Consider the following 26,281-nt stretch of genomic DNA (forward strand, 5'->3'; position numbering starts at 1 on the left):
CGGCCTCACTAACGGCTTCGTTGTCTTTTATGCGATCGGTAATATTAGAGGCAAACTTCACTATTTTTATCACTTTGCCTTTATTATCTAAAATGGGGTTATAAGTTGCCTCTAGCCATATTTGCGAGCCATCAGAAGTTATGCGTTTAAACTTACCCGACTTAAACTGTCCATCGCTTAGCTCTTCCCAAAACCGAGGGTTATTTTGATAAAAAGAATCAGTACAAAACATTTTGTGATGCTTGCCAACTATTTCTGCAAGTGAATAACCCACCGTAGATAAAAAGTTTTGATTTGCTTTAATTATGGTGCCATCGGGGTTAAATTCTATTGTAGCCAGCGCCTTATCAAGCGCTTCGGTGAGCGCTTCTTGAGATTTTCGCTGTACATAATTTTTTGTAATATCCGACGCTATTTTAATAACCTTAGTAACCACCCCGTTTACTTCAACAGGAAAATAAGTAGCCTCTAGCCATAGCTTTTCGCCATTAGCGTTAAATCGCATAAAGGTACCGCTTGTTGAGTTTGCCCCTTGCAGTGCTTGCCAAAATTGGCTGTACTCACTCGACTTAGCGTAGTCTGAATCGCAAAAAATCCGGTGGTGCTTGCCTATTACCTCTTCTCTTTTGTAGCCTACGGTATCTAAAAAAAGCTCATTAGCGTCTAAAATTTTTCCCTCGGGTGTAAATTCAATATACGCTACATGGTTATAAATAGCGGATAGTACTGATTTACTTTCATTGAGTTGACGTTCCAATTCGTCAACTTTGGCGTTATCTTTTCGTAGACCAAACATGTGTTAAACCTTTAGGGAATAATAATAGGATGACAATAACAAACAAATATAAAAATAATATGTAAGCTAGCAATAAATGTAATAACTTTGTAAATATAGGTGTTTTTTAGTTTTTCTGCGAGCAATTAAACACTAGCTAGTGAGCTGCTTTTTAAAAACTTTTTATAAATTAATCCAATAAGTCACACTTTATAGCAATTAACAAAAGTAAAACAAGCCAAAAATACTATTTTTTATACATGACGCAGTACACTTTTTAACTTAAAATAGCCATCTCACTGACACACTCCACACCTAATATATGTTTACTCTCCACGCAATTAATGTGTGGCTATTCACTATTTTTAAAATCAAAGTTAAAGGATCTTCTATGAGTGCAGATGTTGCGTCGGCATCTAATCAGTTAAATAAAGCTGCTATTTTATTAGTGTTAGCACTAGGTACGTTTATTTTAGGATTATCAGAATTTTCAATGATGCCTATGCTGCCGCTGATCAGTGAAACGTTTGGCTCAACCCCTTCGCAAAGTGGCTATGCAATTAGCGCCTATGCTATTGGTGTTGTGGTAGGCGCGCCGGTATTAATGCTTACAACGGCCAATATGCGAAAACGCAAAGCTTTGCTGATTTTTTTAAGCCTAATGTGTATTTCTAATGGCTTGAGTGCATTAGCAACCTCATTAGAGCAGCTCGTTATTTTTCGCTTTTTAAGCGGCTTACCTCACGGCGCTTACTTTGGTGCCGCTATTTTGCTTGCCTCCGATATTGCCCCTTCGGGTAAACGCGCAAGCTTTATGTCAAAAGTATTTATGGGCTTAACCATTGCAACCATCGTAGGCGTGCCTATTGTTACCTTGGTGGGGCAAAACCTAAGCTGGCGTTATTGCTTAGGTGGCGCTGCGGTTTTAGCGTTTATTGCGTTTATATTTGTATACAAAGTAGTGCCAAATATCGATAACGCTAAGCCATCTAACTTACTTAACGAGTTTGGCGTACTTAAAAATAAACTGGTGTGGTCTATTTTAGGTATTGTTATTATTGGCTTTGGCGGCGTGTTTTGTATTTACACTTACATTGCCGATACAATTTTAGATGTAACTAAAACAGCCCCTTACACTATTTCTATCGCTATGGTGATGTTTGGTATTGGTTGTACGTTAGGTAATTACATATTAGGCAAAGCAGCCGATAAATCTGCCATTAAAACCACAGGCCTTGCACTGGTGTGCACCATCGTATTTGCAATTGCCTACGTTAGCGCAAGTTACAATATTTGGATGCTTTATGCGGTTATATTTTTTATTGGTTGCAGTGTGGGTTTGGCAACGCTTATTCAATCTTTATTAATGGATGTAGCCCCAGAGGGCCATGCAATGATTGGTGCATTAGTACAATGCGCATTTAACACCGCAAATGCTATCGGTCCTTGGGTTGGCGGGGCTGTTATTGCACAAGGTGCAGCGCCTAACCAAACAGGTTATGTCGCAGCGGCGTTGTTTTTAGGTGGCTTAGTAATGTGGTTTTTAAGCTACTTGCAACTTAATAAACAACAACCCGCAGCACAAACCTGTTAAGCATATAAAAAGAGCGGCTAATACAATTAGCCGCTCTTTTACTTTAATAAGGGTATTTAATCACCCACCTTACTGGGCCTCTAACGACGCCATATCAATAACAAAACGATAGCGTACGTCTGATTTTTCCATTCGCTCATACGCGGTGTTTATTTGGCCAATATTAATCATTTCGCACTCTGGCAATACGTTATTTTTGCCACAAAAATCTAGCATCTGCTGGGTTTCTTCTATCCCACCAATCAGTGAGCCTGCGATGCGCCGACGACCCATTAAAAGAGGCACAGTGTTTAGCTCTTCTACGGGGCCAACTTGCCCAACAATAACTAGCGTCCCATCTATGTCTAATAAGGGTGTGTAAATAGACAAATCGTGCTTAACAGGTACGGTGTCAATAATAATATCAAAAGCCGACTGCGACGCTTTCATTGCATCTTCGTCAGTCGACACTAAATAATGCTGCGCGCCAAGTTTTACTGCGTCATCTTTTTTAGACTCACTTCGCCCAACCACTGTTACACTCGCGCCCATGGCTACGGCATTTTTAACAGCCATGTGACCCAAGCCACCAAGCCCTACAACGGCAACACGGCTGCCTTTTGTAACGCCCCACTTATGTAATGGAGAGTAAGTAGTGATACCTGCACATAATAAAGGGGCAACGCGCGAAAGCTCTAGACTTTCAGGGACTGATAGTACAAATTCTTCACGAACAACAATATGTTTAGAATAGCCACCTTGGGTCATCTCGCCGGTTTCTCTGTCTTTACCTGCGTATGTGCCTACCATGCCTTCTTGGCAAAATTGCTCTTCGCCGTTATCACACTGTTTGCAGCTTTGGCATGAATCAACCATGCAACCTACCGCTACCGTGTCACCTTTTGCATAGTTTTTAACAGCGCTACCAATGGCTTTTACTTTACCTACAATTTCGTGCCCAGGGACTAACGGGTAACGGCTTCCGCCCCAGTCATTGCGCACTGCATGTAAATCAGAGTGGCATACGCCACAATATAAAATTTCAATTTCTACATCGTTATCGCGTAAATCGCGGCGCTCAAAAGTATATTCACCTAGTTGCGCACCTTCGCTTTTTGCTGCATATCCTACTGTTTTCATAACAACTCCATAGTCTGTAAAAATTTAAGTCGTCTACCTTTTCGCTTATTTAAGTGCTTTATTTTAAAACTAATCCCATGAGAGCTGGCTCTAAAAATAATACCGGTATGCACTTTGATGTGGTTCACCCTAACGCCGGCGCAGTGAATGCACCCTGACCAAAAAAGCCCAACAAGGTTGGGCTTTTTTAACTTAAATGTTGGTTACTTATCCAGTAACGTATTTATCTCATCAATGAGTGAATGTATACGTTCAGCATTTTTTCCTAAATCGCTGCGCCCCACGCGTGACTTACTGCGTATATCGACAAAGCGCTGGCTGCCTTCATCATTGATACGCACAACTACATCGTCTTTAAAACCAAACCATGTGGTGGTATCCGTTGCTTCTACAATGCCCGTAGCCGCATTAACATTAACAAGCTCAAACCCTAAATTTTTAACCGCTTGCTCGGTAGCAGCCAATAAGTCTGTTTTTGATTGTGCATAATTTAGTGTTTTTAACTCAGGGTAAGCTTTGCGTTGCTGCGTGGCTGTTTCTTCTCCTGCGTATTCAGCTGGGTTTTTAGCATCCGCTCGCAGCGGTACAATTGCCACAAATTTTGGCGGGTTAATTAAATCGGTCGAAATATCATGGATCGCGGGTACGCTTTTAGCCTTGCTCATCATGCTCAGTGGCATTGCAATCGCGATGGCTGCAAACACCAACGCCATTAAAGTGCTGCCCATGCTAAGCGTTTTACGCATAAAAATAACCTGTATAACAAGCAGCACTAATGCAGCGCCACCCACATACACACCAAATCTAAACCCTGCAAACGCAGTACTTAGTTCAACAACCCCATACTTATATAAAGGCCCTGGCAGTAAAACGAGTAAAAAAGCGATTAAACTTACTAAGCTCACTAAAATTTTCATTATTATGATTCCTTTATCATGTGTGATCTTTAATTTTAAGTATTTGAAACCAGTACATTATACTGTCAAGCACTAGGTTTAGATTACAATTAACAGCTCGCGCCCCTGTATAGTGATACTTAAGTGCTTTAAATAATAAGCTTTGTTCAAAAACCTTAAAATAAGCTAATTAAAACAACTAAATAACGAATTTTTATTATCAAGCAGCGGCGCTTTAACCTTAAACTAACGAACCTAGGCTGGCGTGTCAGTATCATTACACAAAAAAGTCTAAGGTCGCGCTGTTAAAGTTACTTAAATTTGGAAAAATATCAACCAGCTCCGAAACAGGCACGCCAAACCACTGCGCTAACGTTGCAAAGTATTGCTCGTTAGCCACTTGCGGAATTAACCGCCCGCCTCCGGTATCGTATCCGCCCTCTAATTGCTGAGTAAGTAACTGGCCATAAATAGAACGGCCTTTTACCGCGCCGCCCATTACTATTTGATTACCCGCCCAGCCATGGTCGGTGCCATCTCCGTTTGAGGTTAGCGTGCGGCCAAAGTCCGACATAGTAAACGTGGTGACTTTATCATTCATGTTTAGCTCTTTCATGGCACTGTTAAACTCGCTGAGCCCTTGAGCTAGCGTATTTAATAATGCAGGGTGCGCCGTAAGCTGATCATCGTGGGTGTCAAATCCCCCCATAGAGACAAAAAATACTTGGCGCTGAGTACTTAACGACGACTGCACACTAATTGCTTTGGCCACCGCGGCTAATTGCTCACTCAAGCTAGTATCGCTAAAGGTGGTAGTAAGCGCTGGGGCTTGTTCAAGCGCACTGTTCATCGTTTGCGTGTTGGTAATTGCGCTATTTAAGCCATTTGCATATTCACGCCCTAGTACATGGCTTGCATTGCCTAGCAAGCGGTTCATTATGTTAGTAACGTGCTCAGTGCGGGGCTGATAACCTCCAAAGGCGTTAATTGTGCTTATGCCACTTTTGTTAAGCGCAAAGGCACTGGTATTTGTGCCTGTTTGCCATAAATTAGTGCCATCGAGAGAGATATTTGCCGCAAACTGATCCTCCACAGCTAATCGCTCTAGCATACGTGCGCCCCACCCACTGTTTAAAGAGGCTTTTTCTCGGCCGTACATCCATGACGCTTGCTGATCGTTATGGGAAAATAAATGCTTAGGTAAAGGCACCGCGTTATTTTTGTAATCTGTTAATGTGGTGGGGGTAAGTAAAGTGCCTACGCCACCAACAAAGGCTAAATCATCCGACTCAAACACGCTCTGTAAAGGCGCAAGTGAGGGATGAATACCTACGCCACCTGCAAACTGCTGAGAAACACTTAACGCTAGCGGATTGTCTACTGCGAGGTTTTGCCGACTTTGCTCGTATAAACTACGCTGCTCTCCCTCAAGGGGTAGCAACATATTAAGTGAGTCGTTTCCGCCGTATAAAAATACACACACTAGGGCTTTATAATCACCGAGTTCTATTGCATTAGTTGCCCCCGTTAACGCTTGTAGCTGCAAACTGGTTAAAGCGGCTGCTGATACCCCGCCTTTTAAACATAATGACAAAAAGTCTCTTCTATTTAGGCTCATTATGCGCTCCTAATACTGCACGTTAAATTCAGGTGAAATAGCAATCATGTATAACAAGTACGAAACCCTCACGCGGTACTGTTCCTCATCAAAATAGGCATCTAAATCAAGTAAAGCTTGTGTAGTGTCAGCGCTCATATTGCCGGCAAAATACAGGGTATTATATTGCTCTATCAGTGCGCTAATGCCATTTTGCGCCAAGTAATCCATATCGCTTTGAACATAAACATAAATTCCTGCAGGGTTTAACTCGGTATGCGCTTCGGCTGTACTCCAAACCAAACTTGCAAATAAGGCATTCATTGTGCCTATTAAAGTCGCATCGTTGGCTATTTGTAATTCAGGCGCTACCAAACCTTGGGTGCGTAACGCCGCACTTTGGTAATCGGGTCTAAAAAAGTTAAATACAGAGCCCGACTGCATGGGGCCTTGCCCATAGCTATCGACTAAGTTCCACGTTTTATAATAACCTTGCTGCGACTTCGCATTAAGGTTTCGCCAAAACTGCACAGTTTTTAAAAGTGGTTCTTTAATTTTACCTTGATAGCTAAGTACACTGCCAAAATGGCGTGCTTCGTCATCTAAATAAATAGCTTTAACAACTGCGGCTAAATCGCCTCGCACACCACTTCCATTATCGTTAAATACACGTGCAACGCGCTCTACATATTGCGCAGTAGGGTTTGAGGTAATTAACCGCTGAATAAGCTGCTTAGAAATAAACGGTGCTACGTTGTCGTGATTAAATAAATTATCGAGGGCTATTTTTAGCGACTCCTCTGGGCCATAACCAGGCGGTATAACCTCATTATTTAATAGTACCTTTTCTTTACTCGAATGGTATTCGCTGTAAGCTTGCATAGGGTTTATATAATCGCGGCTTTTGCGTTTAAAGGTTTCGCTGCCGGCAAATGTCCAGCCTGTAAATACACGCGCAAACCCCTGTATTTGAGCCTGTCCGTAAGTTGCTATGCTATTACCGTTTGCATCTAGCTTAGCGGAGCCATCAAGGTTTAACTCATCTAGGCCAATGGTAAATAATTGCATAACCTCACGGGCGTAATTTTCATCTGGGCGAATATTAAGTGCTTCATCAGCTTTTTCGTTCCCTAAATGGCTTAGGTACGTGCCCATAATTGGCGAAAGCGTTACCTCTTCGAGTAACTCTCTAAAATTGCCAAACGCATGTTTGAGCAATAAATCGTAGTAAGTGATCATGCCCTCTGGTTGTGCACGTAAATCGCTATTTTCATCCGATACAACCAATATTTCACTCAGTGCAAATGCAACGCGTTGGCGTAGTTGGTCGTCACTTTGTAGCACCGCTTTCCACCATGCATCTATTCGGCTTATATATTTAAAGTCTTCGTCATCTTCAAGTTTTACCAAGTAGTTTCGATGGTACCTAACTGGCAGTGCTATTTGGTTATCGAGCCATTGTTGCTCACTTAAACCTTGAGCACTGTTTATTTCAGCAAGCGTTGGGCCCATGCTAGCTTGGTGTAATAACCTAGCGGCGCTGTGTATGTCCATGCTGTTTTTGGCTACAAATGTAACGGTTTGAGTGTTTGTTGCCCCTTCATTATCGGTGGCTGTTACGCTAAATGAGTACGTTATAGGCTCATAACTTTGCGCAGCGGGTATAGTAAGGCGGGTACTTAACGCATCTAATGGTTCATTCAATAACGTGGTGCCCGCAGTTTGTTGCCAAACCACACTGCTTATTGTGCCGTCTTCATCGCTTGCTGTTGCAATTAGCTCAATGGTTTGGCCTTTAGTTAATTCGCTGGGTATGTCGGCAACCGACAAGGTAGGAATTTTATTTGAATTGACGGTGGGCGTGTCATCGCTGCCTGAGCCACCACAGGCGCTTAGCAATAAAGCACAACTTGCTAATAAAACTGATTTGTAATGCATGTTAAATCATCATCGTAAATTAAAGAAGGTACGCGTGTATGTACCGAGTTTGATACGATTATTGAAACACAAAATTTACAATTTAACCTTTTATTTTTTGTAACCGAGCGCTATTTAGCTGTTTTGTCGTTAATATTAACCTCAATAATGGGCTTTTTTTTATTAAAAACTTTCACCTTATTAGCGGCTTTAGCCACACGTTGCCAAGGCGTTTGTAGGTTCTCGTAAATTGGCCGCCAATACGCATCCATTACACTGTTGTGCCCCCGGTCGTTATTGCCAACCCCCACGGTAATTTTACCTACTTGATGCGCTTTTATCAGCGTGCCACAGGCTCTATCCCAAATGGCTAACGCTGAGCCTAGGTTACGGTCAAAATGTTTTGGGTTATCGCTGTGATGAATTTGGTGCTGAGCTGGGCTAATTAACCAATTTTCTATTTTTTTACCAAAGCTCCACCACACATGTGAGTGGCGTAAATTAGCGCCTAAAGCGTTAAAGGCAAATACAAATACATTAGCCCCCAAAATATCTAACATTGATAAATTTCGGCCAAAGCAATACACACAAACGCCCACTACAAAACCTTGGGCTAACGCCATTCGACAGGCATATAAATAGCTTTCAAACGGGTGGCTGCGATAAATGGTCATTGGGGTGAGCACTAACGCACTATGATGTACCTTATGAAAATGCCACAAAAACGGCACTTTATGCAGTGCTAAATGTAATAAAAACCGTGTTAAATCATCAAATATAAACAATAAAACGGTAAAAATAACTAACACCACAGTACTTGGCAGCTGCCATACTGCGCGCTCACCAAAAAGCCATTGCAGGGCATCACTTACGCCAATAGCAACAGGCACCATAGTTAACACTATAGGCACCCACAGCGCGGCTTTAAGTAAGCGGTTTATAATTAATAATTGGTAGTCGAGCTTGGCACTTTTACTCAGCCAAATACGCTTACTAAATAAATAGCGCCCCAGCCCACGCCACGTGCGCTTTTTTTGCTGCGCACGGCCCGAGAAATACAGCAACATTGCAATCACTAACGCCGCAATGCTATAGCCAATAAAAATACGTTTATTGGCATCAAACAAATAATTTGGCGTTTGAAGAAGCGTTTGCCATATAGTCTCGAGCATAACTTACCTCTTAAAATTGATATTTGTAACCCACGGCTACGCTACGCGGTTTACCCGGGCGCGCGCCATATGGGCGACGACTAACAATGTTATCTTGGTCAAACAGATTATCTACCTTAGCGTAAATATGCCCATATTGATCAAGCTCGTAGCGCGCAGCAATATCTAGTACTGTTGTAGCGGGTACCTCGACACCTGCCAACGGTAATGAAAAATCATTCCCTGTGGTGTTACCAAGCTCGCCAGCGGTATAAGCTACGCCAGCGGCCTCTGGCATTTCTGAGGTGTATTTTATTAATACATCAACCGACCAATCGTTATGTGCAAGGCCTAAGCTCAGCGCAGCTTGATGGTTAGGCAAGTACGGTAAATGATCGCCCGGGCGAATATGTCCCCACTGCGTAAATTCGCTAAATAGCTCTTCTTTAAACTCACTTTGCGTGTAGGTATAAGTTAAGCGTACCGGCACATCAATGTGCTTATTTAATGCGTAAGTGTGTGCAAATTGAGACTCAACGCCCCATACATCCACTTCCCCACCACTAAACTCGCGGTCAATTTCGTTTTCGATTCCACAGTTTGACTGGCCACAGCTTTCTACTAAGTTTGAATAATCATTAAAAAAGCTCACTACTTCCACTTGGCTGTTACCGTTGTTGTAACGGCCACCAAATTCATAGTTTACGCTTTTTTCAAACTCTTCATCTCCTTCACGTACAGGGCTAGATGGGCTTGAGGGCACAAACCCTTGGTGTACACCAAAAAGTAACCCTGCATTGGCCGATAATTGGTAAAAGCCACTTAAACCAGGTAACCAAATACGGCTCGATTTATCTTGCCAATCGTTTTCTTGTCCAGGGGCGTCATTTTGATACGACATATCCATTAACTCGCCGCGCACGCCTAAACCAAGAGTTAGCTTATCGAAGGTTACTTTGTCTTCAATATATAACGACCACGCATCGGTAGATTCGGTATTTTGTGTGGTAAATACACTCGCGGTGTCTGTACGGGTGTTAACCGCGTTAACCATAGCGTATGTGTCTTCAAAATGATCGCGCTCTATTTCATCTTGATGAAAACGCACCCCAAATGAGAGTGAATGTTCAAGCCCAAACGCAGCTACTTGCCAATCACCATCAAACTGTATGCCTTGTGAGAAAAAGGCTCTGTCGTTAGTTCCCATGGTTAAAAACACATTGCTTTCACCACTTTGAACCGAATCGGCTTGGCCACTAATAACGCTGTATTCACGCTCAAAGCGTGTTGGGTCTGCCAAAATATCCGATAAACTACCACTGCTGTTAGTAACCGCGTTGAGTTTAAGCCATGCACGTTCAAAATCGTTGCGGTAGGCGCGGGTTGTAAGGGCAAAATTATCGCTGCTAAGCTGGTGGGTAAACATCACCTGCGTATGCTTAGTATCCATATTTGCAGGGCCGCTGGCGGCATAACGGCGATACGGTGTTTGCTGGTAATCTTCTTCGGTTAACCCAAGGTAGGTTTCGTTAGAAAGCTCATCTGAATAGGCCAGCTTTAACTCAAAGCGTTGCTTAAACTGCTCGCTATTAAGTGTGTAATCTAATTTAACTAATAAATCGTCTTTTTCAAAGCCTGTGTCTTGCCCGCCATCAAGCTCTTTAAAACCGTCACTTTCTAGGTGAACGCCTTCAACTAAAAAGCCAAACTGCCCTTGGCGATTACCATAATACGCGTGCGCTTTTTTATAGCCATCGGAGCCCGCTGAAATATCAAGCATACCGCTGGCATCATCAGGTACTTGGCGCGACACTAAATTAAGCGTACCCGCCACCGTTTGCGGGCCATAATGTATGGCTGCTGGGCCTTTAAACACTTCAACAGCGGTCATGCGTGTAGTAAGCGGAAAATAATAAGCCGCCGGTGCCGAATACGGCGCAGGGCCAATTAAAACACCATCTTCTAAAATGGTTATTTTTTTACTACGCTCAGGGGTTACGCCCCTAAAACCAATGTTAGGCCTTAGCCCAAAGCCATCTTCTTCGCGTATGTTTACCCCAGGCACCTGCGATAAAATACGATGAATATCATCAAACTCAAATTGTTCAAGTTGCGCTTCGCCAATTAAAGTTGCCGAGCCTGCTTCGGTGCGCAATTTATCGTTATGGCTAATAATTTGAATATGTTCTAATTCGTTTTTTTGCTCTGCCACTGCTTGGCAACTTACGGCCATAAGCAATGCAATTGTAAGTTTATTGTATTTCATTGTCGCCCTTAGTCGTTATCGCCTGCAGAGGTGGTAGGTAGCTCAAGTGCTAGCTCATTAATAAAGTCATTTTTTAGCTCATCGGTCAGCACTTTCACTTGCCCATGTACATCACGTACCTGTTGCTCGTTATCAATTAGTAAATCGGCCAGCGAGCTATCTATGCTATTTAAAGTGGCTTTAAGGGCTGCTATTCCTTCAACTAAACGTGTTTTAGTAGCCTGTGCTTGCTCTGCATCTAAAAAGTCATCAAAGCCAGTGCCTGCTTGCTCAGCGTCTAAATTACCCATAATTAACGCTTCAAACGCCACTAAGTTGTTACGAATATTATCTAAAGAGCTTTTCGCATCTAGGCTTTCTACATCTTCAGGGCACGCCGATGCGCCACACGAATTTGAAAAAATACCAATCGGCTCTGCTAATTTTTTATCTTTTACTATTGTGTCGATATAAAACAGTGCATCGCTAATATGATTAAGCGCTTCATGAGTTGTGCTAAAGCGAGAGCCACTTTGGCCGGTATTTTTTAATTCGTTAGCAAAACCGCTATCCCCTTGCCAAGCTTGTAATAACTGCGCTGACGAACTTAAAACATCTTCACTTGCCACCACAGCAAACTCACAACGAGCCTGACGACGCGCTAAATCTGTGCGGTTATTCCAATCTGCAAGGGCATCATTTGCCACACTACAGTGATGCGCTAATTGCTCGTTAAACAACACATGCCCAATTGCAAATAAGCCACGGCGTGTTGCTGTTCTTTCGCTAATGGCATACGGGCGATTTTGATCTTGGTTAATAACACCGTCTTGGTTATACACCACGTCTTGGTCTATCCCACAGCGGCTAAAAGTAGGCCATGAATATATTTGGTTACGTAACTGCCCTGCGTTATCAAGAAGCGGCCCCATTTGCATCATTTCGGCTTGTTGCCAACCCGCCATGGTATCAAGCCATGCTTGCTGTGCCTGAGCACGCAGCGCAATGGCCTCTTCAGAGCTTTCTTGTACGCTTTGTATTTCAGCTTGGCAGTAATTTTCAACGGCCTGTGTTTGTGTTTGTGCTTGTTGATTAAATAAAACAAACGTCGGTGTTATTACATTATCGACTAAGTTAGCAACGAGTTGTGCTTCATCAAACTCTGTAACCGCAGGCGTAGTAGTTTGCCCGCTATCACTACTTTGAAAATCACTGCCTGTGCTACTTGAGCTACTTTCACCACACCCACTAAGGGTTAATACAGTAGCTGCAACCACAACCCCTTTTTTTGCATAATTGATCATTATTTCAACCCTAAAAACTTTGAAAATTAAACGGCAAAAGGTCAGCCCGTGGGCTGACCTTCCTTGGTGCTAAAACGGGTGGTTATTACCAGTTTTCAACGTTTTGAGCATCAAAGCCGTAAACTTCCTGCATCAAATCACGTGCCTCTACTAACTGCGCTTTGTATGCATCTGTTAGCAGTGGCGCTTCACCGAGTAATGTATGTAGCTCGGCAAATTTACCTGCGTTATCGTCGCTGTAAAAAGGTGAAAATGGGTTAAATTGAAAGTTCAGTGCAAAGCCTTTCATTTCACTAAAGTGCTTAGCTAAGTTAGCAAAATCGTCAGCACTTGCCTGTGTACCTTGTACTGTATCAATGTCGGCTAATGTGTCGTTGATGTAGTGTACAACGGTGGCTGCAATTGCGTTTTCCCAATTGGCTACAGCAATATCACGCTGTGCTAATAACTGCGTTTTTTGATCATCAGTTAATGCACCTGATGCAGCATCGTTAATAATTTTACGACCCGCAATAAACGCCGTCATTGCTGCGCTGCTAAAGTCAGTTGCTACTACCGCGCCTTTATCACGTTTAGCTGCATTGGTAGAGTTACCCCAATTGTATTCACTCGCTAAGTCAATTTTGCCATCGCCATCAATATCAGCGCTTGCGCTACCATCAGCAATAGCGTCGTCGCTAAATTCTAAATAATGACGTGCTGCGCCAAAGTAACCAAAACCTTCATCGAATTGATGCTCTAAAGTACTGTAAGTACCATCGGCTGCTGCATCGGTGTTATCTTCATCAAGCCCTTCGTCTAGGTAATCGTCAGTGCCTTGCGAGAACATTAACGCACCTAGCGTGTGCTTTTGAATAAGCTGGTTTAAATCAAGGCCACTTGTTGTGATGTATGCCGCAGTAATGTCATTACCGTTTACATCCTCAGACTGCGTACCGCTTGCAATTGCATCTACATTAGCTGCAAGTAAATCAAAGTAATGAAAAATAAGCCCTTCTGGTGTTTTTGCTTGAGTGCCAAAGTCACTCCAACCTTCAAATGTGCCTTCTGTTAGCCAATCTTCTTCCATTTTAGACGCATCGTTACCGGCAATTTTACCTGTTAAGGTTTTGCCTGAATTCGAAATTTCTGCAAACGACTGTTGCAACGTAGTTGCGCCATCAATAAACAAAAAACTGTTATCTTTTACGGCTTCGTAATCGCTCCAATAAGCCATTAACTGCGCTTTAACGGCATCGCCCGTTAAGCCTTCGCTTTCAATGTAATCAACACTTAATAAGCTTATGTAAGCTTTAATTTGCGCCGAAAGTGCATGACGAGCCACTTGGCCTGTGTAACTTACCGCAGAATTACTAGCATTAACTGTTGAGGCAAATTCGTAAACGTTTACGCCATCTTGCGCTTCAATATCAGTTACAGATACGCTCAGTGTTTGTGTAAAACTTAAATCGCCAGCATCGGTTGCAGTTACTGTTACATCAACTGTTTCTACTTGCTCAGCATTAAGCGCTAATGTGCTTTTAAGCGTTAGCTCATTGCTGTCATTAATTTCAAAATACTGTTCATCATCAGAAAGTGTAAATACCATGCCTGTTGCATCGTCATCGGTTGCACTTAAAGTACCGACTACTGCGCCTACTACATCTTCTGTTACAGCCGCTGTTGATAAGCTAATAGCGGTAGGTGCCGAATTAGTCACTGTTGGAGTGGTTGGTGTTTCGGTGCTATCGCTAGAGCTTGAGCCGCCACACGCAGTTAAACCCATAGTTGCAGTAATTACTGCACTAGCAAGGAGAGATTTACGCAAATTCATGTTGAATCCTAATATTGTATGTGAATCATTCTTATTTGTAATAGCGACTATTCTAATTACAAATACCTAACAATCAACCTAAATGTTGCTTTTTTGTTTTATTTTTAAAATAGTTTTAGTTTTTAGAACAAAGGGAGATCGGCAAAAATACTTTTTAACATAGCTAAACAGCGCGTAAATCCCTTAGCAAAACATTCGCTGTACAAAGTAAATCTACTTATTAAAGTAATTAACTATCAAAAACTTATAACAATGCTTGGTTTGTACTAGATAAGTATTTTTAGAAAGGAACACTGCACCTTAAAGCAAAATGCGAACATTACGTAAAAATAAAATCACATTAACTTTTTAGATATAAAAGCTATTTGTAATAATTATTATTTATTTTAAAAACGCATCACTTATAGCGTTTAAGTGTGGTTTTTTGCTTCACTTACTGTTTTAGAGGCTTATATCAGCGTATTGATTAAAGGTATACTAGGGCGTGTTGACCTTGGCGGATAGAAATTTGTTCAATCTAGGGGCGATTAAATCGCGGCGCGTGGTTTGTAACTTAGTAGGCTCGATAACGGCTCCTGCGTTATTTTAATGACTTACATCCATGTAAGAATAAGTAAAAACCAATAAACAGAGCTTATCACCCTAGAAAGAACCCAACGGGCAGCCCATGTTTGGCTTTTATGCTGCGTTATCGCCTATTTATGGGGAATAACCAAGTTACATAGGCTCTGCCTTGCCTTAAAACCAAACATACGGCTGCAAATTCAACCATCAAAAATCAACACACCCATGAGATTATGAGAGGTGGTAATGCATTAAATAGTGTAATTTTACTACTCACTTTTAGCTAAGCCATACAATAACAGAGCCTTTTTATGAAAACAGAAATTCGCTACCGCTTTGAAACCTCGCAAGTTGCTAACCGCTTTGTGCATGTACTAAAAGATTGGCCCGTAAACCAAGTTAAAACTCGCCTATTTAATGGCGGCGACAGTGTAAAAGTCACTTACGAGTATGATGAAAGCGGGTTTGATTACACCTCTGCCGAGCTAGATGATTTAGCAGAGCAGCACGGTGGTAAAGAAGTTTAAGCACTTAACAACAAAAAGCTATTACAGCCCAATTAGCCATTAACTTTGCTTTAATGGCTAGCGCGTTTTATCACTTTACGTTTTATTCGTGATATTTACGGATCATCGCCACTTTACCGTTTTCAACTTCTATTACTTCCATCATTACTGATGTGTACTCTATTGGCTGCTTACTTTGCGGATGAATGCCCTTAGCGTGGTTTTTATAACGAATCGCAAAGCCGCTATTGTTAAATATAAAGGTATTTAGCAGCTCGCTTTCGTATAAGGTGTGCGCGCCTAAATAAAAACTCATGCCCTTACGCATTAGTTTTTTACCCTCTGCTGTGCGAGAGTCATCTACTTGATACGGTATGTGCTGGCTGCCTACATCGTCTGTTAATAAATTAAGGTAGGCTTCAAGCTCTTTTTCACTTGCGTTAGGCGCTTGCGTGGCGGTCATTGTGTTGTAGTAATGCTGTGCAAATTTGTTTAAGTCCAGTGCCTTTTCAGCATCAACCGAAAAGGTACTCACTAATAGCAAAGCTAATGTAAATAGTCGTTTCATCACTTCTTCCTTGTAGTTACAAGTATTGATTTATATATAGGTACACTATATTCATATGCTCAAAAATAAAACAAATATTTTTAAGTTAATAAACCTACATTTTGCTTTTTACTCTATTGGTTGCCACGCTGTTGGCTGGATCGTCGGGCCAAAAATGCTTGGGGTAACGTCCTTTCATTTCTTTTTGTACATCGCGATAACTACTAGCCCAAAAGTGCGCAAGATCTTGCGTAAGCTGTAATGAACGCTTACCTGGCGAGAGTAATTCCATCAGCAGAGGCAGCTTGCCATTTGCAAGCATTGGCGTACTTGTTAAACCATACACTTCTTGCATGCGCACGCTAAGTTTTGCGGGGCCATCTAGCTGGTAATTAATTTTTATATTTGAGCCACTTGGTACCGTTAACCTAAGCGGTAACAGTGTTTTTAGGGCTGTTTGCTGTGTCCAGTCAAAACAATTTTGCAGTGCTTCAAAGTAGTTAAACTTTTTAAGCTGCTCCAGCGTTTTTATATCCTGTAAATATACGCCTAACCAATCATCAGCTGTTTCGATAAGTTGCTGCTCGCTTATTGCCGGGAACGTATCTGGCATAAACTGACTGGCTAAACTCATGCGTATTAATAATTGCTGCGCATCGGGTTGTTCATTAAATAATGCAAAACCATGTTTGGTAAATAAATTAAGCCACGCTTTGGCGCGCTCGGTTTTATCAAGCTTTTGCTTACTTGGTTGGCTTGTAAGGGTAATGGCGCCGAGCTTTACTTCATCTTGATGGATAAACCGCGCGGTTTTTTCATCAAACTCACAGCGGGTAAGCGTAGTAAACAAATGCGGTAAGTAATCTTGTAGCTCAAATGGGCTAAGTGCGGTGGCTGCAAAAATACGCGTGCCTTTATGGCCGCCCATGCTTGCAATAGCAAGGTAGTCATCGTTATGCCAGTAATCGGTGTTTAAATCAGCGCCCGCACCATTGGCAAGTAAGTAGCCATTGCCGCGTTTTTTTGCAATGCGATCGGGGTAAGCTAATGCCACCAGCAAACCTAAATACTCGGTGTTTAGCTCGCTGTTACTGTCGGTTACTTTTAAACGGCTTTGCCAGTATTTTAACTGCTGCTTAAATACTGGGTGTGGCCTTTGTTGTTGGCTATGTAGCGCCAAGCTTAGCTCGTTGGCGCTGTTTATTCGGCTCTCAAACAGCGCCACTAAATAAACTGCTAAACGGTAAATACCAGGTAGTTCAGCCTCAAGCGCTTGCGCTTTTAAAAGCATATGCGCTAAGCGAATATCCGCCCCAAAACCCAGCATGTTGCTGCCCAATTTGGTTAACTTGCCTTTGGAGTCGATGGCTTCAAGCATGGTTAGTAAGTTTACCGCTTGCGTGCATTGCTGCGCTGTTGGCGTATCAAGCAAGGTGAGTTCGCTGATATTTGCGCCCCACTGTTTTGCCTCCAGCATAAGTTGGCTTATGTCTGAGGTGAGTATTTCTGGGCTATCGTGGCTATTACGTCGCTCAAATGTTTGTTTAGAGCCAAGCCTGTAAACAACCCCTGGCTCTATTCGCCCTGCACGCCCCGCTCGCTGCACAGCAGAGGAGCGCGATATACTTTGTGTTGTAAGCTCAGTTACGCCAGTTTTTAAGTTAAACGTTGCGGCGCGGCGTTTGCCGCTATCAATAACAATGCGAATGCCTTCAATGGTTAAACTGGTTTCGGCTACATTGGTGGTAAGCACTATTTTGCGCATACCTTTAGGCGCAGGGGCAATCGCCGCTTGCTGATTGGCTTTATCTTGCTCGCCAAATAATGTGGCAACTAAGCAGTTACTTGGTAAATCATTAAGGGCCTGTTGTACGCGTACTATTTCAAATTGCCCAGGCAAAAACACCAACGCACTACCGCTTTGCTCGTTTAGTGCTTGTTTTATTAAAGAGGGAATAGCATCTAACCAGCGGCTCTCATCTTTTATTGGTATATATACTTCGTCAATGGGGTAACTACGCCCGCTTGATTGTATAACCGGGCAATCAAAAAACTGCGTATAGCGCTCGGTATCAAGGGTGGCCGACATAAGTAGTATGGTTAAATCGTCGCGCAGCGCACTTTGGGTCTCTAAAGCAAAGGCCAGTGAAGTGTCGGCCGCAATTGAACGTTCATGAAATTCATCAAATATCAGTAAATCTATATCGCTTAATTCGGGGTCATTTTGTAGCATGCGGGTAAGCATGCCCTCGGTGACTATTTCAAGGCGCGTATTACTACCTACTTTGCTTTCACCACGTACTCGCAAACCAACACTCTGCCCCACTTTTTCGTTTTGGCACTGTGCTAAGTAATTGGCAATATTACGTGCAGCTAAGCGGCGTGGCTCAAGCATTACAATACGTTTAAAATGGCCGTCGCGCATAAGCTGTAGCGGCAACCAGGTTGATTTACCCGCACCAGGCGGTGCTTGTAATAACGTTATGGGGTTACTTTGTAATGTAGTTAGAAGTTGTTGATATATGTTTTGAACCGGCAGCACTGCTATTTACCCAAAATTGCTTTGTGTGCATTGTAACAAAAACCAAAAATAAACGCGCCGCAAAAGCAGATGAGTTTACGCGTATCCATAATCAGAAATAATTACAGACCGCTCTGTACATTTTTTAAGAACATACGCGCTGCAATAAAAGTAACGCCTCGCTTAAATATATAAATTAATGATTATAAACACAAAATAAAAATTTGACTGGTTGGTACACGCTTTGCTCCTTTTATACTGAACGTTATTTAAAACTAAGTAAGGAGATACTTATGAACAGCGATCGTATGAAAGGTAATTGGAACGAACTTAAAGGTAAGGCGCAACAAAAATGGGGCGATCTTACTGACGACGATTTAGACAAAATTGAAGGTAGCCGTACAGAGCTAGTGGGTAAAATCCAGCAACAGTACGGTAAATCTAAAGAAGAAGCAGAGCGTGAAGTAGATGAGTTTGAAAAAACTCACTAATCGCTAACTTCTAAAAAAACCGCCATTTGGCGGTTTTTTTGTTTAACGGCTAAAAAAGGACGTTATTTACGCTTTTAATTGATTACCTATAGGCAGTTTCCTAATGCGTTTACCACAAGCGGCAAAAATAGCGTTACACAATGCAGGGGCGTAAACCGGTGTTGCGGGCTCGCCTACACCTGCTGGTGGTGCATCGCTTTGTATTATTTCTACTTCTACCTCTAGTGGTGAGTCGCTCATACGCGGTACGCGATAATCATGAAAGTTACTTTGCTGCACGCGGCCTTTATCAAAGGTAATACCGTCGCTAATTGCAGTGGTAATACCGTAAATAGAGCCACCTTGGGTTTGGTTTTTAACGGTATCGGTGTTTACAACCGTACCTGCATCAATAGCGACCCACGATTTAATCACGTTTAAATCACCAGCATCCGATACTTCTACCTCAACCACCGTTGCCACATAGGTTAAAAAGCTGCGGTGTGCTGCAATACCTAATCCGCGACCTTTTGGCAGCTTTCGGCCCCATTTACTTATCTCAGCCACCTTTTCAATAACATGGCGTAATTTACCAATATCTAATGGGTAAACGTCTTTATCGGCGCCATAGTTATCGTAAGACGCATTTTGCTCGGTTACATCTAAAATGCGATCAGGGCCTATGGTTTCGAGTAAATAGTCTTTTTGGTCGCGCCCTGCTTTGTGCGCCGCTTCAGCAATAAATGACTGAATAGCAAAAGCATGAAAAATATTTGATACCGAGCGCATCCAGCCCACTCTTGTTTTAGCGGGTGCTTCGCCGTTTTCTAGCTTTAAGTTAGGTGAGTTTATAGGGTTATCGGTAAAGCCTAAGCGCAGCTCAAAACCTGCTGGCGACGTTGCCCCTTCTTGAAACGTTGACATAATTGGCGAAAACGCCGTACGATGTAAGTAAGCCTCAATATTACCTTTTTTATTGAGTGAAGCTTCAATATGTTGAGCCGATACCGCATGATAAAAACTGTGCTGAATATCATCCTCTCGCGTCCATTGTACGCGAATAGGTTGCCCTACTTTCATTGAAATGTAGGCAGCTTCTGCTGAAAAATCAGGTTTTGATTTACGCCCAAAACCGCCACCTAACATGGTGACATGCACGTTAATTTGGCTCTCGTCCATACCCAGTAACGCAGCTACGGTTTTCATATCAGCTTGCGGGTTTTGCGTTGCAGCCCAAATATCTACCCTGTCTTTATTGTACATTGCAGTGGCGCAAGGTGGCTCCATAGGTGCTTGAGCCAAGTGCGGCGCGTAATAGTCGGCTACTAACTTATTGCTCGATTTAGCCAGTACGCTAGCTACATCGCCTTTTTCGCGTACATGCGTTTGCGGCTCACTCACTGTTTGTAATAACGACTTTTTAAAGTTCACTGAATTATAATCGCCGTTTTTACCATCATCCCACACCACTTTTAGTGCTTTACGCGCCTGCCATGCTGCCCAGGTATTTTTAGCAACAATAGCAATGCCGCCTTTTGGCTGAAATTGCGGCGCACCTTTTGGTACAGGCATTTCAATAACATCAACTACGCCATTAATTGCTTTAGCGGCGCTGGCATCAAACGATTTAACCACACCACCTACTACCGGCGGGCGCTCAATAATAGCCACCAGCGCTTTTGGCTCGCGAACATCAGCAGCAAATGTGGCTTTACCGGTTACTAAATCGGTTAAATCTATATGCGCCATACCGGTATTTATATAACGCCATTCTTTACGTGTTTTAAGTGTTAACTTGCCAGGCTCTGGCGGGGTAATGCCAAGCGCGAGATCAATTAAATCTTTATAAGTAAGCGTTTTTCCTGAGCTGTGGGTAACCACGTGCTGATTAGCTGTACAGGTTTGCGGCTCAACGTTCCAATATTTAGCAGCTGCATGCTGCATCATGTAGCGTACACTTGCGCCCATTTCGCGTAGGCGCTGCATGTTGTAGCGAATACTGCGCGAGCCATCGGTATTTTGATCCCCATATTTAGGGTCGCCCTTACCTTGAATAACGACGACTTTATCCCACGCGGCTTCCATTTCGTCTGCCACAATTTGGGCAATGGCTGTACGGATTTGCTGGCCCATTTCAGAGCGATGACAGGTTATTTCAACCATGCCATCGGGGCGCAGCGCTATAAATAAGTTAGCACGTTTTGCTTGCTCAGAGGGCTGCTCTAACACGCCTGCAAACGCTTTTGGTGCACTGCCTACAAAATAAGTGCCTAATACTAATGCGCCTATTACGCTGGTTTTTAAAAATTGGCGACGGTTTAGGTCAAAGTACGTATTGTCGTTTTTCATACTTCTTCCCCTTGTTCATTTGGGTCAAAATATTCAACGCCCGCAATGGTTTTAGCCGCCGACTTAATCGCTTTATGAATACGCGGATACGTGCCACAACGACAAATATTGCCCGACATATTACTCACTATTTCATCATCAGTGGGGTTGGGGTTAGCGGCTAATAAGCTTGCCGCTTGCATTATTTGCCCGCACTGACAAAATCCACATTGCGGCACTTTATGCTCAACCCAGGCTTTTTGCACTGGGTGATCGCCTTGCTCGCTTAACCCTTCAATAGAAGTAATAGCACGCCCTGCCACAGCCGATACAGGTAATATGCACGAGCGCTGCGCTACGCCATCAATGTGTATGGTGCACGCACCACACTGCGCCATACCACAGCCAAATTTAGGCCCGGTTAAATTTAATTCATCTCGAAGATACCAAAGCACCGGCGTTGAGGGATCGCCTGTAAACTCATGTTTATTACCATTAACGGTAAGCGTGATCATATTTAACTCCTTGGCAAAGCGCTTTAAAGGAATGCCTTGTTGCGCGAGAACGGTTTGAATAATTGCTACTTTTTTAGCCTACCACTTAGAATTGGTTTATTGAAATTTTTATCGGCGAAACGCCAACCTATAGCTGTTATTAAGTGGCAGCTTTATTGGATAGAGATAAGAAGGGTTTACTGATTCTACTTAGTACTTATAACTGGCTCATTTAATAGCTGCTCATCATTTTTATATACTTCAAGCCAACCAGGTGGCGATGTATCGCAGCCAATAATAGTAACGTGTAATATGTAACTATAGCGTCCGTTTATAAACGTATAGTGGTGATTGCCGCCGCTACCCTCAAAGGTAATATCACCGTTAGATAAAACCAGATCAGGCTTATCGATAGTATTTTTATCAATACTCCACACTACATAACGGTAATTTCTATCACCTAAATCATCAACGCGAATATGGTAGCTAGCCGTTTTCCAATCAAGCACTGGCTCTTCAAATGTATTAATACTTGAATGAAGTGATTGCTTGTCTTGTTCAATTAAGCGTATAGCAAATGCCTGCTCTTTAGCTGTGTGGCTATTTATACCGATAATTTTACCGTCAGTATCTAGCCACATCACGCCGTTATTTAGCATAATGCCGCGCCAACCTACGCTATCCCAATCGGTATTAATATTAGAGCTGCCAATAATAGTAACAAGCTCCTCGTCAAACACTTCATCAAAGCGGTTAACAAACTCAGCTTCATTTTTAATGTCGGGCAATGGATATTGCCTTTTTAGAGGGTAGCGAATATGCGCAGCAATCGCAGTTTTATCCTGCGTTTTAAAAGCAGCAATAACAGGTAAAACACTCTCGTGATACTTCTGCTCAAGCGCAAATGTGTTCGATGTGAAAAATAGGGATAGGCAAAGCAATATGTAATTTAGATACTTCATTAATAGTCCTTTATTTATTCTGATACTTAACAATCTTAAATGACTTGAAAGCAGCTCTAGCATATATAATTTCAACACCTCTATCCTGAATGCAGAGGGACTTCTCTAGCTCGCTTCTAGTTAACTTCGATTGGCATCCAATAATTATTTTAGATAGTTTCATGTCCTCATTGAATGGCTGAAAATAAAGACCATTTTCTTTTTCAAAGTTATTAAGGTCCCGAATTGTTCTATATTCTTTTTCATATTCCCAATGTTTGAATTTAGAAAGTAATAACTTTAGTGGGAAGCTTTGATCATCTATTAAATTACTTTTAAATCTTTCAGAATAATATTTTACTTCTTGAGCATCCTCTTTATTAGATAGCTCAAGTTCCACACATATGCCCTTGTGGTTATTAGCATAATGAGCCCACTGAACAGGGTTAGACCAAATTTTACTAAAGCACAATATTCCAAATTCTCTTGAAACACCTAGTTTCATCCTATTTAAGCTTGCACGTATATAAGGTGTGCTAGTTTCGATACCTAATAACTCAAAAGGGTCATTCAAATTGTCAAAAGTTGAAGCCTTAATCCTCCTATTTGATAAATTTTTTAAGCCAAACACCTCATCCATGTAATGATAAAGCTTCATTTAATCTATAATCCTATTATTTTTAGAAAAGAATATTTTCCTGAGTAAAAATCAAGTTACTCAGCTTTTCATTACTACTTATACTAAATAAACACTGAATACATATGAACCAATTTTTACTTCTTTTCTTTAATATAAAAAAACGAGCCTAATTTGGCTCGTTTTTGTTTTACTGATAGCTGACAGCTAAAAACTGACCGCTGCTCTTTTACTCTGGCTCATACCCCAAATTAGGCGATAGCCAACGTTCAGCCTCTGCGAGCGTCATATTAGTTCGCTTGGCGTAATCTTCTACCTGATCCTTTTGCACAGCGGCTACGGCATAATATTTTGCCTCTGGGTGTGAGAAATACCAGCCCGAAACCGCAGCCCCTGGCCACATGGCGTATGAGCTGGTGAGCTGCATGCCAATGCGTTTTTCGGTATCGAGTAACTGCCAAATTTTCTTTTTCTCGGTGTGCTCTGGGCACGCTGGGTAACCCGGCGCTGGGCGAATACCTTGGTAGTTTTCGCGAATTAGCTCATCGTTACTTAAGTTTTCATCGGCTGCGTAACCCCAATACTCTTTGCGCACTTGTTCGTGCAGGTATTCGGCAAAGGCTTCTGCGAGCCTGTCGGCAACGGCTTTTACCATTATTTTATTGTAGTCGTCTTGCTTGGCATCGAACGCGTCGGCTAGGTCGTCTTCTTCTAAACCGCCCGTTACTGCAAACGCGCCAAAGTAATCAGGTGTGCCTTTTGGCGCAATGTAGTCGGCTAAACAATAGTTAGCAAAGTCGGTTTTTTCGGTTTGCTGGCGTAAATGGCATGAGGTAGTTAACAGCTCTTTGCGGGTTTCGTCGGTGTAAATTTCTATGTCATCACCCACACGGTTTGCAGGGAATAAACCAATTACACCTAAAGGTTGCAAAGCACCTGACTTTTCAAGGTCGTCGAGCATGTCGTTAGCGTCTTTAAATAAGCTACGTGCTTGCTCGCCAACGACTTCATCGTCCATTATGCGTGGGTATTTACCAGCGATTGACCACGTCATAAAGTACGGGGTCCAATCTATGTATTTACGTAACGTGGCGATTGATACATTTTTAAATTCGGTCACGCCCAGCTTTTTAGGCACCGGTGGCGTGTAGTTATCCCAATCAAGCTTGGCTGCGTTATCTCGGGCACGCTGTATGGTAACGGGTTTTGAACGTGGCTTTTTGCGCGCTTGCTGCTCGCGTACTTTTTCGTACTCGGCTTTAGTTTTTTCTAAAAAGGCCGGTTTTAGCTCTTTAGATAATAAGCTTGATACCACGCCCACCGCACGGCTGGCGTTATTTACATACACTACGCCTTTGTCGTACTGCGGTTCAATTTTAACGGCAGTATGCGCTTTAGAGGTCGTTGCGCCGCCAATCATAAGTGGGAGCTCAAAACCTCTGCGGGTCATTTCTTTGGCTACGTGTACCATTTCATCAAGCGATGGGGTAATTAAACCCGAAAGGCCGATTATGTCGGCTTTTTCGTCAATCGCGGTTTGCAGTATTTTTTCGGCAGGTACCATTACGCCTAAGTCGATTACTTCGTAGTTATTACATTGCAGTACTACGCCTACAATGTTTTTACCTATGTCGTGCACGTCGCCTTTTACGGTGGCCATAACCACTTTACCGTTAGTGGCGCCTTCTTCTTTTTCGGCTTCTATGTATGGGTCTAGGTAGGCCACTGCGCGTTTCATCACACGGGCCGATTTAACAACTTGCGGTAAAAACATTTTACCTGCACCAAATAAATCCCCTACCACGTTCATGCCATCCATTAATGGCCCTTCAATTACGTGAATAGGTTTATCGGCAGCTGCGCGGCACTCTTCTGTGTCTTCATCTATAAAGGTGGTTATGCCTTTTACAAGGGCGTGCTCTAGGCGTTTTTCAACAGGCCATGTGCGCCACTCTAAATCTTCTACGCGTTCGGCTTGTGCCATACCCGAAAACTTAGGGGCTATTTCTACTAAGCGCTCACCTGCACCGGGGTCGGTGTTAAGGATTACATCTTCTACGGCTTTACGAAGTTTCTCGGGGATGTCGTCGTAAACGGCAAGCTGGCCTGCGTTTACAATACCCATATCCATACCCGCTTTTATCGCGTGGTATAAAAACACCGAGTGAATGGCTTCACGTACGGGGTTATTACCCCTAAACGAAAACGAGACATTAGACACCCCGCCCGACACTTTACAGTGTGGTAAGTTTTGTTTAATGCGGCGTGTACCTTCAATAAATTCTACGGCGTAGTTGTCGTGCTCTTCTATTCCGGTGGCTACGGCAAATATATTGGGGTCGAATATTATATCTTCCGGCGGAAAACCTATCTCTTCGACTAATATTTTGTAGCTGCGTTCACATATTTCGTATTTGCGGTCTGCGGTGTCGGCTTGGCCGTCGGTATCAAACGCCATTACAACAGCGGCAGCGCCGAAACGTTTAATAATTTTAGCTTGGCGTTTAAACGGCTCCTCCCCTTCTTTAAGCGATATTGAATTAACAATAGCCTTGCCTTGAATACATTTAAGGCCTGCTTCTATTACTTCCCATTTAGAGGAGTCGACCATAATGGGCACTTTAGAAATATCGGGCTCTGAGGCAATTAAGTTTAAAAACTTAACCATGGCCGCTTTTGAGTCCAACATGGCTTCGTCCATGTTTATATCAATAACTTGGGCGCCGTTTTCTACTTGCTCGCGGGCAACGGTAAGCGCTGCTTCATAGTCTTCTTCCATGATTAAGCGTTTAAACATGGCAGAGCCGGTTACGTTGGTACGCTCGCCAACATTGGTAAATACTGCAATTTGCTGGGTCATGT

The 26,281-nt window shown here is 42.7% G+C and carries 18 protein-coding genes and 1 pseudogene; 3 read left to right on the forward strand and 16 right to left on the reverse strand.

Features of this window, described 5'->3' with window-relative positions:
* Window positions 1-25: 25 nt before the first annotated feature.
* Window positions 26-796: pseudogene (locus NQT65_RS20290) on the reverse strand (PAS domain-containing protein); the annotation flags it as partial.
* Window positions 797-1,166: 370 nt separating this feature from the next.
* Between NQT65_RS20290 and NQT65_RS05970 the strand changes: the two are divergent.
* Window positions 1,167-2,369, forward strand: coding sequence for an MFS transporter (locus NQT65_RS05970; RefSeq protein WP_004587418.1), 1,203 nt, complete (start codon window positions 1,167-1,169; stop codon window positions 2,367-2,369).
* Between the two features lie 69 nt (window positions 2,370-2,438).
* On the opposite strand, the gene NQT65_RS05975 is transcribed toward NQT65_RS05970, so the two are convergent.
* The 8 genes from NQT65_RS05975 to NQT65_RS06010 all read right to left on the reverse strand — a co-directional run bounded on the left by NQT65_RS05975 (window position 2,439) and on the right by NQT65_RS06010 (window position 14,411).
* Window positions 2,439-3,488, reverse strand: a complete 1,050-nt coding sequence (locus NQT65_RS05975; RefSeq protein WP_256850705.1) for an NAD(P)-dependent alcohol dehydrogenase — start codon at window positions 3,486-3,488, stop codon at window positions 2,439-2,441.
* Window positions 3,489-3,691: 203 nt separating this feature from the next.
* Window positions 3,692-4,405, reverse strand: coding sequence for a DUF1499 domain-containing protein (locus NQT65_RS05980; protein WP_055252973.1), 714 nt, complete (start codon window positions 4,403-4,405; stop codon window positions 3,692-3,694).
* Between the two features lie 256 nt (window positions 4,406-4,661).
* Window positions 4,662-6,002: a DUF1501 domain-containing protein gene (locus NQT65_RS05985; RefSeq protein WP_256850706.1), complete on the reverse strand. Its 1,341-nt coding sequence runs from the start codon at window positions 6,000-6,002 to the stop codon at window positions 4,662-4,664.
* Window positions 6,003-6,011: 9 nt separating this feature from the next.
* Window positions 6,012-7,919, reverse strand: coding sequence for a DUF1800 domain-containing protein (locus NQT65_RS05990; RefSeq protein WP_256850707.1), 1,908 nt, complete (start codon window positions 7,917-7,919; stop codon window positions 6,012-6,014).
* A 110-nt stretch (window positions 7,920-8,029) separates the two neighbouring features.
* A complete protein-coding gene (locus tag NQT65_RS05995) occupies window positions 8,030-9,070 on the reverse strand; it encodes a sterol desaturase family protein (protein WP_256850708.1) in 1,041 nt (346 codons plus the stop codon).
* A 10-nt stretch (window positions 9,071-9,080) separates the two neighbouring features.
* The gene (locus NQT65_RS06000) at window positions 9,081-11,315 is read right to left on the reverse strand and encodes a TonB-dependent receptor family protein (RefSeq protein WP_256845604.1); all 2,235 of its coding nucleotides are present in this window, start codon (window positions 11,313-11,315) and stop codon (window positions 9,081-9,083) included.
* A gap of 8 nt (window positions 11,316-11,323) precedes the next feature.
* A complete protein-coding gene (locus NQT65_RS06005; protein ID WP_256850709.1) occupies window positions 11,324-12,598 on the reverse strand; it encodes an imelysin family protein in 1,275 nt (424 codons plus the stop codon).
* 85 nt (window positions 12,599-12,683) lie between these two features.
* Entirely contained in the window at window positions 12,684-14,411 is a 1,728-nt protein-coding gene (locus tag NQT65_RS06010) for a DUF4856 domain-containing protein (RefSeq protein WP_256850710.1), read from the reverse strand.
* A gap of 875 nt (window positions 14,412-15,286) precedes the next feature.
* Here NQT65_RS06010 and NQT65_RS06015 point away from each other — a divergent pair.
* Complete coding sequence (locus NQT65_RS06015) at window positions 15,287-15,502, forward strand: hypothetical protein (RefSeq protein WP_004587424.1); 216 nt, start codon at window positions 15,287-15,289, stop codon at window positions 15,500-15,502.
* 82 nt (window positions 15,503-15,584) lie between these two features.
* On the opposite strand, the gene NQT65_RS06020 is transcribed toward NQT65_RS06015, so the two are convergent.
* Together NQT65_RS06020 and hrpB are read right to left on the reverse strand one after the other, a co-directional pair.
* Window positions 15,585-16,049: a nuclear transport factor 2 family protein gene (locus NQT65_RS06020; protein ID WP_256850711.1), complete on the reverse strand. Its 465-nt coding sequence runs from the start codon at window positions 16,047-16,049 to the stop codon at window positions 15,585-15,587.
* 94 nt (window positions 16,050-16,143) lie between these two features.
* Window positions 16,144-18,570 carry an ATP-dependent helicase HrpB gene (hrpB, locus tag NQT65_RS06025; RefSeq protein WP_256850712.1) on the reverse strand — a complete coding sequence of 809 codons (2,427 nt, stop codon included), beginning with the start codon at window positions 18,568-18,570 and terminating at the stop codon, window positions 16,144-16,146.
* Between the two features lie 272 nt (window positions 18,571-18,842).
* On the opposite strand from hrpB, the gene NQT65_RS06030 reads away from it, so the two are divergent.
* The gene (locus tag NQT65_RS06030; protein WP_002958133.1) at window positions 18,843-19,040 is read left to right on the forward strand and encodes a CsbD family protein; all 198 of its coding nucleotides are present in this window, start codon (window positions 18,843-18,845) and stop codon (window positions 19,038-19,040) included.
* Window positions 19,041-19,106: 66 nt separating this feature from the next.
* Here the strand turns inward: NQT65_RS06030 and NQT65_RS06035 are convergent, their stop codons facing one another.
* The 5 genes from NQT65_RS06035 to metH form a co-directional block, all read right to left on the reverse strand.
* Window positions 19,107-21,368, reverse strand: coding sequence for a xanthine dehydrogenase family protein molybdopterin-binding subunit (locus tag NQT65_RS06035; RefSeq protein ID WP_256850713.1), 2,262 nt, complete (start codon window positions 21,366-21,368; stop codon window positions 19,107-19,109).
* Entirely contained in the window at window positions 21,365-21,862 is a 498-nt protein-coding gene (locus NQT65_RS06040) for a (2Fe-2S)-binding protein (RefSeq protein ID WP_024034278.1), read from the reverse strand. Before NQT65_RS06040 ends, NQT65_RS06035 begins: the two co-directional genes overlap by 4 nt.
* 185 nt (window positions 21,863-22,047) lie before the next feature.
* Window positions 22,048-22,803 (reverse strand): hypothetical protein, encoded by a 756-nt coding sequence (locus NQT65_RS06045; protein ID WP_256845610.1) that lies wholly within the window; start codon window positions 22,801-22,803, stop codon window positions 22,048-22,050.
* Window positions 22,804-22,813: 10 nt separating this feature from the next.
* Window positions 22,814-23,440 carry a DUF2971 domain-containing protein gene (locus NQT65_RS06050; RefSeq protein ID WP_256845611.1) on the reverse strand — a complete coding sequence of 209 codons (627 nt, stop codon included), beginning with the start codon at window positions 23,438-23,440 and terminating at the stop codon, window positions 22,814-22,816.
* Window positions 23,441-23,648: 208 nt separating this feature from the next.
* Entirely contained in the window at window positions 23,649-26,279 is a 2,631-nt protein-coding gene (gene metH / locus NQT65_RS06055) for a methionine synthase (protein WP_256845612.1), read from the reverse strand.
* Window positions 26,280-26,281: the final 2 nt, after the last annotated feature.

The organism is Pseudoalteromonas agarivorans, assembly GCF_024518735.1.
Taxonomy (GTDB): Bacteria; Pseudomonadota; Gammaproteobacteria; order Enterobacterales; family Alteromonadaceae; genus Pseudoalteromonas; species Pseudoalteromonas atlantica.

What these genes read in the sequence shown, in the direction of transcription:
- NQT65_RS05970 (WP_004587418.1), top strand. Translation starts at nt 1,167, where the DNA reads ATGAGTGCAGATGTTGCGTCGGCATCTAATCAGTTAAATAAAGCTGCT.
- NQT65_RS05975 (WP_256850705.1), bottom strand. Translation starts at nt 3,488, where the DNA reads ATGAAAACAGTAGGATATGCAGCAAAAAGCGAAGGTGCGCAACTAGGT.
- NQT65_RS05980 (WP_055252973.1), bottom strand. Translation starts at nt 4,405, where the DNA reads ATGAAAATTTTAGTGAGCTTAGTAAGTTTAATCGCTTTTTTACTCGTT.
- NQT65_RS05985 (WP_256850706.1), bottom strand. Translation starts at nt 6,002, where the DNA reads ATGAGCCTAAATAGAAGAGACTTTTTGTCATTATGTTTAAAAGGCGGG.
- NQT65_RS05990 (WP_256850707.1), bottom strand. Translation starts at nt 7,919, where the DNA reads ATGCATTACAAATCAGTTTTATTAGCAAGTTGTGCTTTATTGCTAAGC.
- NQT65_RS05995 (WP_256850708.1), bottom strand. Translation starts at nt 9,070, where the DNA reads ATGCTCGAGACTATATGGCAAACGCTTCTTCAAACGCCAAATTATTTG.
- NQT65_RS06000 (WP_256845604.1), bottom strand. Translation starts at nt 11,315, where the DNA reads ATGAAATACAATAAACTTACAATTGCATTGCTTATGGCCGTAAGTTGC.
- NQT65_RS06005 (WP_256850709.1), bottom strand. Translation starts at nt 12,598, where the DNA reads ATGATCAATTATGCAAAAAAAGGGGTTGTGGTTGCAGCTACTGTATTA.
- NQT65_RS06010 (WP_256850710.1), bottom strand. Translation starts at nt 14,411, where the DNA reads ATGAATTTGCGTAAATCTCTCCTTGCTAGTGCAGTAATTACTGCAACT.
- NQT65_RS06015 (WP_004587424.1), top strand. Translation starts at nt 15,287, where the DNA reads ATGAAAACAGAAATTCGCTACCGCTTTGAAACCTCGCAAGTTGCTAAC.
- NQT65_RS06020 (WP_256850711.1), bottom strand. Translation starts at nt 16,049, where the DNA reads ATGAAACGACTATTTACATTAGCTTTGCTATTAGTGAGTACCTTTTCG.
- NQT65_RS06030 (WP_002958133.1), top strand. Translation starts at nt 18,843, where the DNA reads ATGAACAGCGATCGTATGAAAGGTAATTGGAACGAACTTAAAGGTAAG.
- NQT65_RS06035 (WP_256850713.1), bottom strand. Translation starts at nt 21,368, where the DNA reads ATGAAAAACGACAATACGTACTTTGACCTAAACCGTCGCCAATTTTTA.
- NQT65_RS06040 (WP_024034278.1), bottom strand. Translation starts at nt 21,862, where the DNA reads ATGATCACGCTTACCGTTAATGGTAATAAACATGAGTTTACAGGCGAT.
- NQT65_RS06045 (WP_256845610.1), bottom strand. Translation starts at nt 22,803, where the DNA reads ATGAAGTATCTAAATTACATATTGCTTTGCCTATCCCTATTTTTCACA.
- NQT65_RS06050 (WP_256845611.1), bottom strand. Translation starts at nt 23,440, where the DNA reads ATGAAGCTTTATCATTACATGGATGAGGTGTTTGGCTTAAAAAATTTA.
- metH (WP_256845612.1), bottom strand. Translation starts at nt 26,279, where the DNA reads ATGACCCAGCAAATTGCAGTATTTACCAATGTTGGCGAGCGTACCAAC.